This is a genomic window from Mesomycoplasma hyorhinis ATCC 17981, from assembly GCF_000383515.1.
In the GTDB taxonomy this organism is placed as follows: Bacteria; Bacillota_I; Bacilli_A; order Mycoplasmatales; family Metamycoplasmataceae; genus Mesomycoplasma; species Mesomycoplasma hyorhinis.
Window position 1 is genome coordinate 24,196 of sequence record NZ_KB911492.1, and the last position, 13,698, is coordinate 37,893.

The following is a 13,698-nucleotide window of genomic DNA, read 5'->3' on the forward strand; positions in this document are numbered from 1 at the left end:
TAAATTTTCATTTATTTTCTAAAATAGAAAGTAAATTACTAATTTTTAAATAGTTTATTACCTAATTTTATATATTTTTCAACGTTATCTTCTAGTATACTAAAAGCTTGTTGATAAATTTTGGAATCTTCTAAATCTATTCCTGCATCTTTTAAAACTAAAGCAGGTCAATTAGATCCTCCAGCTGATAAGAATTTATCAATGTAATTTTGCAATTGTGCTTTTCCTTCTTTTTTGTACCTTTGAAAAAACACATTAGCAACGATATATCCTATAGCATATTTATATACATAATAACCATAATAAAAATGAGGAACAATTACTGAGTAAATATTGCTTTTATCACCTAATTTTACTTTGTTAGCTTCCATTTCATATTTATTCACTACATCAACGTAAACCTTTTCGATTTCTGTGTAAGAATTAACTGGTTGCCCTTTATCAATTAAATTGTACATTTCATATTCAAATTCAGCCCACTTTGTTTGTTTAATTACTACTTGATAAAACTCTAAAATTGAATCTTCTAGTAATTTAAACTTAGTAAAGTCATTTTCTGATTGTTCAAAAGCTTTATCAACTAACATTAATTCATTAAAAATTGAAGCAATTTCAGCTAAAAAAATTGGATAACTAGCTAATGAATAAGGCAATCTTGTATCTGAAAAATATGAATGCATTGAATGTCCTAATTCATGAGCTAAAGTAGAAACTGAATTAAAAGTAAAATCATAATTCATTAAAATGTATTTTTTATCTAAACCATAAGAAGCACCAATTGAATAAGCTCCGCTTCTTTTATTGGCAACATTGTTGTAATCAACTCAACAATCTTTAAAAGCCTTTTTAATCATATCTGTGTATTCTGATCCCAAAGGCTTTAAAGATTCAAGAACTAAGTTTTGAGCTTCTTCAATGCTATAATTTTCTTTGATTTTAACCAACGAAACTTTATTATCTCAATCTTTCATTGGCTTATTAAACTTAAATTTAAAAAATTTGTTACGAGCTTTTTTAAATTTATTGTAAATATTTGTATGATTTTGCACATTTTTAAATAAATTTTCTAACAAAGAAACACTAATCCGATCGGAAAATAAACAATATTCAATTAAAGAGTTAAAGTTTCTAGCTTTAGCATCCACGGATTGTTTTTTAATGTGTTGATATAATAAAGAAGAATAAGTTTCTTTATGCATTAAATATGCATCTAAGTAATTATTGTAAGCTTGCTTTCTAATATCTTCATCTTTATTTTTCAAAAGTGTTGAAAGTGTAGCAATTGTTAAAGAATGCTTCTTATTTGAAGCAGAAATTACATCTTTGAACTTTGTTTCTGAATTATTTAAAACTGCAAAAGTTGAACTTAAAGAAACTTGACCAAAAGAAGTTTTAGTTAAATATTCTTCAACATCATCACTTAATCTATGTGCTTCAAAATCAAGATATTTTTGAATTTCTAATCTGTAATTTTTAACTCTTGGATCATTTTTATATTGATTAATTAAATCTTTCTTAGCAAAAAAAAGATTTTGAATTGAACCCAAAGATGAATAAAAATTACTCATTTTAAACTTGTATTGACCAAAAAGTTTATTAGTTTCTGCATCAACTAAATTTGTATTTAGTTTATTTGAAATGTAATTTAAAACTTTATTATTATAAATTGCGAATTCTTCTGAAAGCTTTTGATAGGCTAAAAAATTATCAACTGTATCAAATTGACTATCTTTTTTGGCAATTAGTTGTGAAATATACTCATCCATACCTGCTAATTTGTCTTCAATAGTACGACCTTCTAAAAGGAAGTCTAAATCAAATCTGTACTGTTTTGGAATGTCTGAATATTTTCTATAAGTTTTCATATTTTTGTCCTAATTGCATTTTTTCATTAAGTATACAATAAAAATTAGAAAATTTGCATTTTTTATTAATTTTTTATTTTTTATTAGTAATTCAAATTTTCAATAAAAAAGAATTTTTTCTATTTTGCAAGAAAAATAAAGTAAAATTAACTCAATTTAGAACTTATTTATTAACTAAAAAAGGAAAAAGCAATGATTAACGTAAACGAATTTAAACCAGGTATTACTTTTAAAGATGACGGGCAAATTTATGCTGTGATTGAATCACAACATTCCAAGCAAGGTCGTGGTCAAGCCAATGTCAAAACAAAAGTGAAAAACCTAAAAACAGGAGCTATTACTTTAAAAACCTATTCAGGTGGAACCAAAGTTGAAAAAGCTCATATTGAAAAATTAACAATGTCTTATTTATACAACGACGGAACAAGCATAGTTTTAATGAATGATACTGATTATGAACAAATTAGTATTGACATTGAAAAAGTTCAATGAGAAGTAAATTTTTTAGTTGAAGGAGCAAAAGTTTTAGTTAGAAAATACAAAAATGAAGTATTAGATATTGAACTAAAACCAAAAGTTGAATTAATTGTAACAACAGCTTATGACGCTGTAAAAGGAAATACTTCTTCTAATCCTTCAAAAAAAGTGATTGTTGAAACTGGATATGAACTCGATGTTCCTCTATTTATTAAAGAAGGTGAAAAAATAATTGTATCTACTGAAACAGGAAAATACGTTTCAAGAGGAGATTAATAATGAATTTTGTAGTTGTAAATTATTCTTTAAATCAAGAATATTTAGTATATAAAAAAGCTTTTAGTTCACAAGTTAAAAAGGCGCTAAACAAACTAGATAGCTTCACAATCAAGCATTTGGATGTCAACATTAACCTCAAGTCAACAAATTTGACTCTCAAACTTTATATCAACACCAAAGCTAACTTTAAATATGCAACTACTGTTAATAAAATTTTAAGCAAAACAAGAGAGGCAATAAAGTTATTAATTAATACTGAGCCTGAAAATATTTATTTAATATTTAACAAAGAAATGAGAAAAAATGCATAAAAATATAGAAGAATTAGCAATTAATACTTTAAAAATGAACGGAGTTGCTGCTGTTAATCAAGCAAATTCAGGGCATCCTGGAATTGTTTTAAGTGCTGCTAATATTGTTCATACTTTATTTACTAGACATATGAATTTTGATCCACAAAATCCACAATGAATTAATAGAGATCGTTTTATTTTATCAGTTGGTCACGGATCTGCTTTATTATATTCACTATTAAGAGTAATTGGATTGATCTCTAAAGAAGATTTAAAACAATTTCGTCAATTAAACTCTAAAACTCCAGGGCATCCAGAATACAGACACACAAAAGGAGTAGAAGCAACAACAGGACCATTAGGTCAAGGAATTGCAATCGCTACTGGAGTTGCAATTGCTCAAGCTCATTTAGAAGTAAAATTTAAAGAAATTGATCACTACACTTATGTTTTATGTGGAGATGGTGATATTCAAGAAGGTGTAGCAAATGAAGCATTTTCATTAGCTGGACACTTAAGATTAAACAAATTAATTGTTTTATATGATTCAAATAATATTCAATTAGATACAAGAGTAGAAGCAACTTTTACTGAAGATGTAAAAGAAAAAATGACTGCATTAGGATTTAATTATATCCTTGTGGAAAAAAATGAAGTTGATGCTATTGATCAAGCAATTACTAAAGCAAAACAATCTAACTTACCTTCATTTATTGAAGTAAAAACAATAATTGGTGAAGGAGCTCCAAAAGCAAATACCTCAGAAGTGCACGGTGCACCATTAGGTAAAGATATTGAAGTTTTAAAGCAAAATCTAAATTGAACTTATGATGAATTCGAACTACCTCAAGAAGTAAAAAAATTCTATGAAGATACATTGATTAAAAGATCTCAAAATGCTTTTAATAGCTTCAAAGTTTCCAAAGAACTCCAAAATTGAATTTTAGCTTCTGATAAAGAGCAAAAAATTGAAATTGATATTAAAGAAAACATTGCTACTAGAGCAAGTTCAGGTGCTGTTATAGAGCATTTAAACAAAAATCTTGAATCTTGAATAGGTGGTAGTGCTGATTTAAGTAGCTCAACTAAAGCAAAAGGTGCAGATGGAGATTTTTCTATAAAAAATAGAAAAGGAAGAAATATTCTATTTGGAGTTAGAGAGTTTGCAATGGCAGCAATTGCAAATGGACTTGCTCTTCACTCTCACTTTAAGCCTTTTGTTTCTACTTTCTTTGTTTTTGCTGATTATTTAAAACCAGCATTAAGACTTTCTTCTTTAATGCAGCTTCCTGTAACTTATATCTTTACTCACGATTCAGTTCAAGTTGGTGAAGATGGTCCAACACATGAACCAATTGAACAACTTGCTATGTTAAGATCTGTTCCTAATTTAAATGTTTTACGTCCTGCTGATGAAAAAGAAGTAAAAGCTTCATATGAAATTGCAATAAATTCTAAACTAACACCAACTGTTATTGTTTTAACTAGACAAAATATTACTTCTTTAGCAAACACAAATCAAGAAGAATTTAAAAAAGGAGCTTACCTTGTAAGAAAATCTAAATCTAAATTTGCAGTTATAGCTACTGGTTCAGAATTAGCTATTGCACAAGAAATTGCTAATGAATTAGATTTTAATTTAATTTCTTTATCTAATTGACAAAACACACCTATTTGAGATGCTTCTAAAGCGGTTTCTATTGAATTGGCTTCAACTTTTGGCTGAACAAAACACGCTAGTTTAAACATAGGAATTGATACATTTGGAATTTCTGCTCCAGTAAAAGATATACTAAAACAAATTGGCTTTGAAAAAGAAGCAATTATTAAAAAAATTAAAACTTTTGTAAACAAATAGTTTTTTAAATAAATAATAAAAAAAATATGAACAAAATTGTGAGCAGATCCCCTTTTTTTTAGAAAAATAGAAAAGGGGATCTATCATTCTTTCAACATTTTTTTATTTTGTGAATTTTTATTTTTATTAAAATCATTCAAAAGATAAAAACAATAAAAAATTAAACTTGATATTTTTAATTTATAGATATTTTTATAATGAACTTTTTTGTTTTCTGTATTTTCAAACTCTAAATCATTAATAACAGAAAAAATCAATTTATGTTTTCAACTTTCGAATTTAAACTTAATTTTTGGATTTTTAGCTAAAATATTTTGCACTTTATTGATTATATAATTTTCTGAAAACATTAAAAATGCTTCTTTTTTATAGCATTTTTGTTTAATTTTTTCTAATTTTTGTACAAAATTAACTTTTTCTGGATTTTTGTATAAAAGTAAATTAAGTGATTGAAAAATATAAGATTTTAAACCAAAAAACTTTGTAAATTTTCAAAACAACAACAAATCCAAAGAAAATAAATATTTATCTTTTTTAAAGTAAAAATGATTAAAAAAATGTTGTAATAGTACAATTGCTAACTTAAAATAATCTTTTTGAAAATGAGTTAATTTATTTGATTTATCAATTTGGAATAAATCTGTATCTAAAATAACATTATTTTTTAAATCAAATTTCTTTTTAAAATCTTCATTAGTGAAAAAAGAAAAATCATAATCTATAAAGTGAAATTTATTCTTGTTTGTTATAATGAAATTTCCTAAATTAATATCCTTTAAAATAATGTTATTTTTATGATGCAAATCAATTGTTTTTACCAAATTTATAATTAAATTAAACAAAAATTTAGAATAATGTTCGTGATTAGTTAATGAATAAATTAGATTAGAATTTAATACATTTCCTAAATCTCTACCATTTATAAACTCTTTTACAGTATAAAAAAGTTGTTTTCAAAAAATGATTCTATAAAAATAGATGGATTAATAATTTTTCAAAACTTTTGTTCACGTTTTCTTAAACTCACCAAAGCAACTTTTGAATCAAAATAAGTATAAATGTGAGTTTGTTTAACTGTTAGTGTTAGTAATTTATTTTCATTTTGTTTAGCACCTAAAAAAATAAATCCAGAAGTATTTTGATATATGTTATAGGGTAATCTATATTGTGAAAGTTTAGGTGAATCTTTTGGTTTTTCTGCAAAAACATCCTTTACAAATGAAGGTAAATAAAAATATGATTTACTTCTATCTGGTTCTTTTTTTCTGAGTAATGGGATTAACAAAATATGGTCTTTTGCTATGATTTGTTCCAAATCTATAAAAAATAATAGAATTTTTGTACTGCTTGTCTACTGAAATATTTAAGCCTTTATATTTTTTTAATAGTTGATACAAATTTTCGATATGTAGTTTAAAATCTTCTTCATTTTTTGGATAAATTGTAATTAATTTACCGTACATTTGCAAATCTAAACTTTTTGAAGAATAAATCTTGGCTAATTTATGGTTTTTAAATGCTTAAATTCTAAAAAATTATTTACACAATATGTGTAAATAATTTTTATAACTTTGTAGTAATCCCTTATTCTGGGAGCTATATGAATTTTTCAACCTTGAAATAGTAGCGGGTAATTATGAAAAATTAAAAACTTAAAATTTTCATTTTTTGATACATTATAATTAACATTTGATGAAGAGACAACCATAATTTAATTATAATAATTATTTTTTATAAATAATTATTGTGCATTGATTTGTGTCAATTTTTTCAAGTTCATTTTGTTTTGCTGCTAAATTCATTTCTTTATAACTAGTGTTTAATTTATTAAAATCTAAAGAATCCAAATTATTTAGTAAATTTGCGTTGAGTAAAATAGTTGATAAATTGTTCATATATACTTTCTATGTAAATTGAATTATATTAAAGTAAAATGTAAAAAAATTTTAAAATACAAAACATTATTAAGTTAATTTTTACAATAAAATTTTACTCTTTTTTAAAAAAGACATAAATTTTACTATTTTAAAAAATGGGTTATAAAAATTTTAGACTTTTATTTCATCCATCCCAGTCTGGATTTAAAATTATGTTTTTTGTTTAAATCTAAAACTAATGGAGTCAAGGTTACTAAACAAAAAGTATAAACAGGAAGTGTAATTGTAGATTTAAGAATTATTGGAGTTAAATAAAAAAAGAAATACTGTGAAATATATCTATCTTTTCCTGTTCTGTTTAAAAATCTATTGTAGTATCTAACAAATGCAATTGGATGTCAAAAATATCTAAAGACAACAAAAATAAATACTAAAATAACAAAAACTACAAATGCCAATCTTCATTTTCTATTATGTGTTTTATGATATAGAAACAATAATGTTCCACCAACAAAAAAAGCAAATGAATAAATCACAGCTAAAAGACCAATAATTAATTGTTTATTAAAAATCCCTTTTCAGGATTTAGAAGTTCTTTGAATTTCTGAATCAGGCATTTTGAGGTAGTAAATTAAAACTACAGATGCAACTATAAAAGTAAGGACTGTTGGAAGAAGAAGTCAAATATCCCTTTTAGAATTTAACAAAAAGAGAAATCCTGATGCAATAATAGCAATAAGAGGAGGAATAATTCCATACTCATATGCTCAAAGATGAATTTGTCCTTTAATTAATGCGTTCATAATATCAAATATAAAAGCAACAACAGCACCTTTAAATGTACCTAAAATAATTCCTAAAAATAAATAGAAAGGAATTTCAAAAGCTACATTAAACCTAGAAGGTAAATGTACTTTTAAAATAAACGTTAACGCTGAAAATATTGCTAATAAAAAACCACTAATTACAATATCAAATGTTGAAAATAGGAAAAAAGTTTTTCAATTAATTTTCATAACACCTTCTTTCTTTTTAAATTTATAAAAAATTTAATCTAAAAAACATTATATTAAAATAAGTTTATAGATAAATTTTTAAATTAATACAAAAATAAAAAACTTTTTAAAAAATACATAATTAAAAAAATAGTGATAAAATTGCAAATTATTCAAGATTAAAACTTGATTAATTCAACTTTAGTAAAAACCAGTAAAAAAAATAGGTATGATGTCTAAAGATAAAGAAAAGCAAAGCACAATTAATGTGCAAGCTTATAAATTTAATGGCAAACTTTATTGTCAGTGAAATACAGCTAAAATTGTTCAAAATACATCAAAACACTTGATATTGAACCTAAAATGGTCTAAAGTTAAAAGTGATAAATCACATTGAGTTGTAAAAGAACCTACATTATGAATCTTTCCAAAACACAAGTTTTATAATGCACTAGTAAGATTTAAAGCAAATGAGGTAAATATTTATATCAACTTAGCATCGCCATTTATTTTAGAAGATAACACAGTAAAATATATAGATTTTGATTTGGATTTAAAAATTTGCCCGCAAAAAACAATAAAAATTTTAGATGTTTTAGAATTTTTTACAAATTCTTTAAAAATGAAGTATTCTCATAAACTAAAAGACGTTTTAATAGATCAAATAAACGAACTAATAAGAGATAATCTAAAAAGTAAGTATATATTTGATAATGAAGTTGTCTTGAATTATCTAAAGCTTGCAGAAAAAAATTCTTAGCTAAAGTTATATAAAATTATAGATAAAAATCACTTAATTTAAGTGATTTTTATTTTTATTATTTAGAAGTTTGTTTTTCTGTATTCTCTTCAAAGGTTTCTTCCAAATCTTCTAAATCTTCTTCAATATCTGATAATAATTTTTCAGTTTTAGGGATTATGTTTCTTGCTTTGGAAAGAGACTCTTTAACTTTAAATTTAGAATTTTTTACAAATTCAAAATCTTACTTTGAAAAATGAGATTGTTTCTTTGAATTAGATTTTAAAATTTGGATTTTAGTTTCATTATCTGGATCTGAAGATTCTACATATCATTTGCCATCTTTTTTGTTTACACCTACATTTTGATGTATATAAAAATTCTTCGGACATATTTTTAACCTCTTTGATTATATTTGTACTTAAATTATATTCCTAAAATAAAACTCAAGAAGAATTTTTAAAATCTTGAAAAAGCATAATAACTTATTTTGTTATAATTTTTATTGTGAAAAAAATGAAATTAATCGCAGATGAGCAAACTAGATTAGATATTTTTTTAAGAAAAAAACTCGAACTTAGTCGAGTTTTTGTTCAAGAAATTATTGCAAACAATCAAGTTTGAGTGGATAATCAAATTGTAAATAAGAAAAATTTTATTCTCAAACAAGGAAGTCAAATTGAAGTTCATTATCAAGAAAAAGAACAGAATATCATTGCAAAAGCACAAGATATTGAACTTAAAATTGTTTTTGAAGATGAAAATGTAATCGTAGTTGATAAACCAACAAATATGGTTGTTCATCCAGCTCCTGGAAATTATGAAAATACATTAGTAAATGCTTTAGTTTACAAATTTGCTCAGCTTTCAAATGTCAATGGTTCTCTAAGACCTGGAATTGTTCATCGACTTGATAAAGATACCTCTGGTCTTATGTTGGTTGCTAAAAACGATAAAATGCATAATTTTTTAGCTCAGCAATTAAAAGAAAGAAAAATCAAGCGAAAATATTACGCAATTATAGAAGGTCAACTAGAGAATCAAATCAGTCATATTAACTTACCAATTGCTCGTGATGAAAAAAACAGAAAGAAAATGAGTGTATCTCATTTTAATTCCAAAGAAGCTATTACTCATGTCTTTGTTGAAAAATATTTTCATTATAAAAAGAAAGTGTTTTCCTTTGTAAGATGTGAATTAGAAACTGGTCGAACACATCAAATCAGAGTTCATTTAGCGTATATTAAACATCCTGTTTATGGCGATCCTGTTTATGGTAAAAAAGTTGATGATTTTAATCAAAGACTTCATGCTTATGAAATTGAATTTATAAATATTGATGGTAAAACTTTAAAATTTAATTCAAAACTACCAAAAGAATTTGATATTGTAAATCAATAAAATTTGTTAATATTAAAAAAACTTACTAAAAATAGTAAGTTTTTATTTATCTAAATAAATTATATAATCAAATGCTTGTTCTCTTTTGTTGTCATTATGATGTGAAATATAAATTAATGTAAGGTCTTGATCATTTAATAATAAATTTAGAGCAATTTCCAAATTTTCTTTATCAATGTTAGATAATCCTTCATCTATTATTAACACATCTTTTTTAAAATATAAATTTCTTGCTAACACTATTCTTTGCATTTGACCAGTTGAGACATCATTATCATCTTCTTGTCCTAAGATTTTATTTTTATCTATTGTTTGCAAATTTAATTTTTCAATTAGGTTATTTAGCTTGTTTTTATCAGAATTTTCTTCAAATAAAACAATATTATTTTCTATATTTGCTTCAAGTAAAAGCGAGTTATTTGCTAGATAGTTAAAGTGTTTGTTTATTCATTTAAAATCAATCTCTTTAACTTCATATTTAGCATTTAGTAAAACATTTCCATCATAGTTTTTCTCAAGACCTAAAAGAATTCTGGCAAGCGTAAACTTACCTGAACCATTTGAACCTTTTATAATGTATTTTTTAGCTGGATATATAATTAAATTTTTATTGTTATACAATGTTTTATCCTTTAATTTTAAAGAGAGATTTTTAATTAAAATGCTTGAAAATACTTCATTTTCTAAGTTAAATGCACTTACTGTAAGTGTTAAATTAAATGGTGCAATATTTTGTGTATCTTGAATTTCTTTTTTGGCCTTTTTTACTTGAAGAAATTTTAAAATATCTTCAATTGTTTCATTTAGATGATCAAAAAAGTTATCTAACAAAGAACCAACAAATGCAATAATTGAAACTGATTTAATCAACTCAAATACATCATTTTTATGAACTAAACCAAAATAAACTATTATCACACCACTTACAAAAAGTTTAAAAACTAAATTTAAATTTTCTGAAATTAAAGAAAAAAACTTAGAAGTTTTTAAATAATTATTGTAAACATTTAAATTTGCATCTAGTTTTTTTGCAAATAATTTATTAAGTTTTTCTTTTTTATTTAGAGTATACAACGCTGGTAAATAAGAAATGATACCTGTTATATTTTCATTAAATTTATTTCAAGATTCTGTTTTTGCAATAAATGTTTTTTTTAATTTTGGCTTTATAAATAAAGAAAAATTAAAAAATAATACTAACAAAGCTACTATAGTAACTCCAAGAATTCACTTGGTATAAAACGCAAAAATTAAAATTGCAATTATATATAAAAGATTTTTCAAAATTTCAATTAATGCTAAATAATATTTTTCAATTCTTTCTCCAATGTTGTTTTTAATTTGTGAATAATAATAACCTTCAGAATTTTTGTTATATTCACTTAAATTAACCTTATCAAAAACCTTAATTGTTTTAGAAACAAGTTTGAGTTTTAAAATATTTATAAAACCTGTAAAAACAGCATTATGATAACCTGTAAAAACAGCAGAAACTATAAAAGATAGAATTAGAATAAGTGAAGTAATAACAAGTTTTTGATAGTTATGTTCTTCTAGAAATGTAAACAAATAGTAAGGAGCAACTGTAATAACAAAAGATGTAATTAAATATTGTAAAACATAAAAAATATTTCAAATATTAAATAAAAATAATTTTGATTTTGTACTCATTTTTCCTTCTTTTTATAGCCTAATTACCTCACCAAATTGCTCTAATATTTGTTCATTAAAATGATGACTAATAGCAATAATTGTTTTATCTTGTTGATTTAAAATGTTAGATCAAATAAGATTACTAAACTCTTTTTCTATATTATCTAGCGCTTCGTCTAAACACCAAATATCAAAGTTTCCATATTTTAATCTAGCTAAAATTATTCTTTGTTTTTCTCCTTCAGATAAAGAATCAGAAGTTACTTCAGTATCAAGTGATAATTTTTTAATTTTAAATTCATCTATTAGTGATTCCACTCTTTCTAGGTCTGGATTGTCATCTCACATAACTATGTTATTCAATAAAATATCATTAAAAATTGTGTTTTGATTGTCAATTAATCCAATGTTTTTTAATGTATTTTTAGGATTTAATTCTTTTGTATCAACTTCATTATTTATCAAAATTGTACCTTCGTAATTTGTTTCTAAATTAGCTATTAACTTTAAAAGTGTTGATTCTCCACTTCCTGAAGCTCCAACTATTGCATATTTTTTATTTTGCATAATTTCAAGATTTAAATTTTGAAAAATGAAGTCATTTTCATTACTTTTATATGATAAATTATTTAATTTTATTGACTTAATTTTATCTATGTTTTCAACTTTAAAACTTGGTTGTTCGTGTGTTTCTAATATTTTTTTCAATGTTGGACCATATGTCATTAAAGGAAAAATTGAATTAAATAAAAGAGTAAAAGAAAAACTAATAATTATTAAATAAGAAAGCAAAAGAATAAAGCTTGATTTTCCTATGAAATTATTATAAATTAGTAAAGCAATTTCAACTATACTAATTCCAACAAATAAAACTGAAATAAAATTTCCAAATGAATTTGCTCAATCTGTTTTTAGATTAAATTTAAATTTATTTGCATATATATTTTCAGTTTTTTTAAATATTAAATTATTAAAAATATTAACTTTATTAAAGAAGTAAAATATAGAAAATAATGAAAAAGTTTTAACCTGTTTTTGAGCATATTCTTCATATTTTTGCATTAATATTTGGAATTTATATTGAAATCTTGGAATAATTATTATAAAAAAGGCAAGAATTAAAAACTGTGAAAAAATTATTGTTAAAAACATTATTCAAGATCATTGACTTAAAACAAATATAAAAACTAATGGTATTGTAAACGAAGAAATAAATTTAAATAAATAATCATGGAAAATCTCCAAAAGAAGCATTGTTGAATCTAAGTATTCATTAAACAATGCAACGGTTTTATTTCTTTGTTTGCTAATTTGAGAAAAACTCTGATTAGATAAATTATCTATTATTTTTTCTTGAAGTAATTTATATGTTTTTCTAGTAACAGATATCTTAAAAGCAGTTAAAATCCACTGAATTATTATAGATAAAACAAGTGAAAATAAACAAATTAATAATCAAATTAAAAACTCATCAAATTTAATTTCATTTAAAAAATAATCAACAATATATTTGTATAAATATAAATTTAATGATAAAAATGCTACAAAGATATTTTGTAGCACAAAGATAAAAATATTTTTGGTTTTATCAAATGATAAAATTTTTAAAATGCTCATAAATATCTTTCTATAAAATTTTCATTATATATTTTTGTACAAAAAATGTTAAAGTGATTTTTAAAATTTTTTGTTTTATCTTATCAATATTATCTTTGAGAACAATATTTTCCAAATTATCTACTTTATCTAAAAGTGAAATAAAAAAATTAGATAATTTATTATCATATAATGAAATTTTCATATATTATTTCTCCTTTCTTTCATATAAGAAAATTTTACTTTTCTTTCTTTCTTTCTTTCTTTCTTTTTTTTTTTTTTTTTTAAGAAATAAAAAGATTCTTTTACACTCACTTGACAACAGTGTAAGGTTGGAGAGTTGTTTGAATTAGATGGAGGAGGATTTGTTTCTAAATATGAAATTCAAAATAATCCTGGCAAGTATCCTGTTTATTCATCGCAAACCACCAATAATGGAACAATGGGTTATATAAGTTCATATAAATATGATTTAGAATGTTTAACTTGAACCACCAGAGATTATGCTGGTGTAGTGTTTTATAGAAACGAAAAATTCAGTGTTTCTAATTCTGGTTTATTAATTTTTAAAAGAAACATAATTTACAATTATCGATATTTTTTATTTGTTTTTCAAATGGCAGATATTCAAAAATCAATGACTGCAGGGAACATTCCACAATTTA

The 13,698-nt window shown here is 23.6% G+C and carries 15 protein-coding genes; 6 read left to right on the forward strand and 9 right to left on the reverse strand.

The window, feature by feature from the left end:
* Positions 1-38: 38 nt before the first annotated feature.
* Positions 39-1,865: an oligoendopeptidase F gene (gene pepF, locus F801_RS0102335; protein WP_020104592.1), complete on the reverse strand. Its 1,827-nt coding sequence runs from the start codon at positions 1,863-1,865 to the stop codon at positions 39-41.
* A 192-nt stretch (positions 1,866-2,057) separates the two neighbouring features.
* Here pepF and efp point away from each other — a divergent pair, with 192 nt between their 5' ends.
* From efp to F801_RS0102355, 3 genes are read left to right on the forward strand one after another with little or no spacing between them, the layout of a single operon-like run.
* Positions 2,058-2,618, forward strand: coding sequence for an elongation factor P (gene efp / locus F801_RS0102345; protein WP_014335459.1), 561 nt, complete (start codon positions 2,058-2,060; stop codon positions 2,616-2,618).
* A gap of 2 nt (positions 2,619-2,620) precedes the next feature.
* Positions 2,621-2,932 carry an MMB_0454 family protein gene (locus F801_RS0102350; protein WP_014335458.1) on the forward strand — a complete coding sequence of 104 codons (312 nt, stop codon included), beginning with the start codon at positions 2,621-2,623 and terminating at the stop codon, positions 2,930-2,932.
* Positions 2,925-4,772 carry a transketolase gene (locus F801_RS0102355; protein ID WP_013302192.1) on the forward strand — a complete coding sequence of 616 codons (1,848 nt, stop codon included), beginning with the start codon at positions 2,925-2,927 and terminating at the stop codon, positions 4,770-4,772. The genes F801_RS0102350 and F801_RS0102355 overlap by 8 nt, the downstream gene beginning before the upstream one ends.
* A gap of 80 nt (positions 4,773-4,852) precedes the next feature.
* Here the strand turns inward: F801_RS0102355 and F801_RS04435 are convergent, their stop codons facing one another.
* The 5 genes from F801_RS04435 to F801_RS0102385 form a co-directional block, all read right to left on the reverse strand.
* The gene (locus tag F801_RS04435; protein ID WP_230493928.1) at positions 4,853-5,593 is read right to left on the reverse strand and encodes a BUD32 family EKC/KEOPS complex subunit; all 741 of its coding nucleotides are present in this window, start codon (positions 5,591-5,593) and stop codon (positions 4,853-4,855) included.
* Positions 5,594-5,703: 110 nt separating this feature from the next.
* On the reverse strand, positions 5,704-6,057 hold the full coding sequence (locus tag F801_RS0102370) for a hypothetical protein (protein ID WP_020104595.1): 354 nt from the start codon (positions 6,055-6,057) through the stop codon (positions 5,704-5,706).
* Positions 6,020-6,274: a class III lanthionine synthetase LanKC N-terminal domain-containing protein gene (locus tag F801_RS04535; RefSeq protein ID WP_443871608.1), complete on the reverse strand. Its 255-nt coding sequence runs from the start codon at positions 6,272-6,274 to the stop codon at positions 6,020-6,022. Before F801_RS04535 ends, F801_RS0102370 begins: the two co-directional genes overlap by 38 nt.
* A 222-nt stretch (positions 6,275-6,496) precedes the next feature.
* Positions 6,497-6,667, reverse strand: coding sequence for a hypothetical protein (locus F801_RS04370; protein ID WP_020104596.1), 171 nt, complete (start codon positions 6,665-6,667; stop codon positions 6,497-6,499).
* Positions 6,668-6,828: 161 nt separating this feature from the next.
* Positions 6,829-7,665: an ECF transporter S component gene (locus tag F801_RS0102385; protein WP_014582504.1), complete on the reverse strand. Its 837-nt coding sequence runs from the start codon at positions 7,663-7,665 to the stop codon at positions 6,829-6,831.
* 211 nt (positions 7,666-7,876) lie between these two features.
* Between F801_RS0102385 and F801_RS0102390 the strand changes: the two genes are divergently transcribed.
* Both F801_RS0102390 and F801_RS0102400 read left to right on the forward strand, forming a co-directional pair.
* Complete coding sequence (locus F801_RS0102390; RefSeq protein WP_014335452.1) at positions 7,877-8,404, forward strand: DUF402 domain-containing protein; 528 nt, start codon at positions 7,877-7,879, stop codon at positions 8,402-8,404.
* Between the two features lie 495 nt (positions 8,405-8,899).
* Positions 8,900-9,784, forward strand: coding sequence for an RluA family pseudouridine synthase (locus tag F801_RS0102400; protein WP_014335450.1), 885 nt, complete (start codon positions 8,900-8,902; stop codon positions 9,782-9,784).
* A gap of 42 nt (positions 9,785-9,826) precedes the next feature.
* Here the strand turns inward: F801_RS0102400 and F801_RS0102405 are convergent, their stop codons facing one another.
* From F801_RS0102405 to F801_RS04375, 3 genes are read right to left on the reverse strand one after another with little or no spacing between them, the layout of a single operon-like run.
* Positions 9,827-11,455, reverse strand: a complete 1,629-nt coding sequence (locus tag F801_RS0102405; RefSeq protein ID WP_020104597.1) for an ATP-binding cassette domain-containing protein — start codon at positions 11,453-11,455, stop codon at positions 9,827-9,829.
* Positions 11,456-11,467: 12 nt separating this feature from the next.
* The gene (locus F801_RS0102410) at positions 11,468-13,054 is read right to left on the reverse strand and encodes an ATP-binding cassette domain-containing protein (RefSeq protein WP_020104598.1); all 1,587 of its coding nucleotides are present in this window, start codon (positions 13,052-13,054) and stop codon (positions 11,468-11,470) included.
* 10 nt (positions 13,055-13,064) lie between these two features.
* A complete protein-coding gene (locus F801_RS04375) occupies positions 13,065-13,238 on the reverse strand; it encodes a hypothetical protein (protein ID WP_014335447.1) in 174 nt (57 codons plus the stop codon).
* Between the two features lie 135 nt (positions 13,239-13,373).
* Here F801_RS04375 and F801_RS0102420 point away from each other — a divergent pair.
* The coding region (locus tag F801_RS0102420; protein ID WP_027332473.1) for a restriction endonuclease subunit S at positions 13,374-13,698 on the forward strand (325 nt) is incomplete at its 3' end.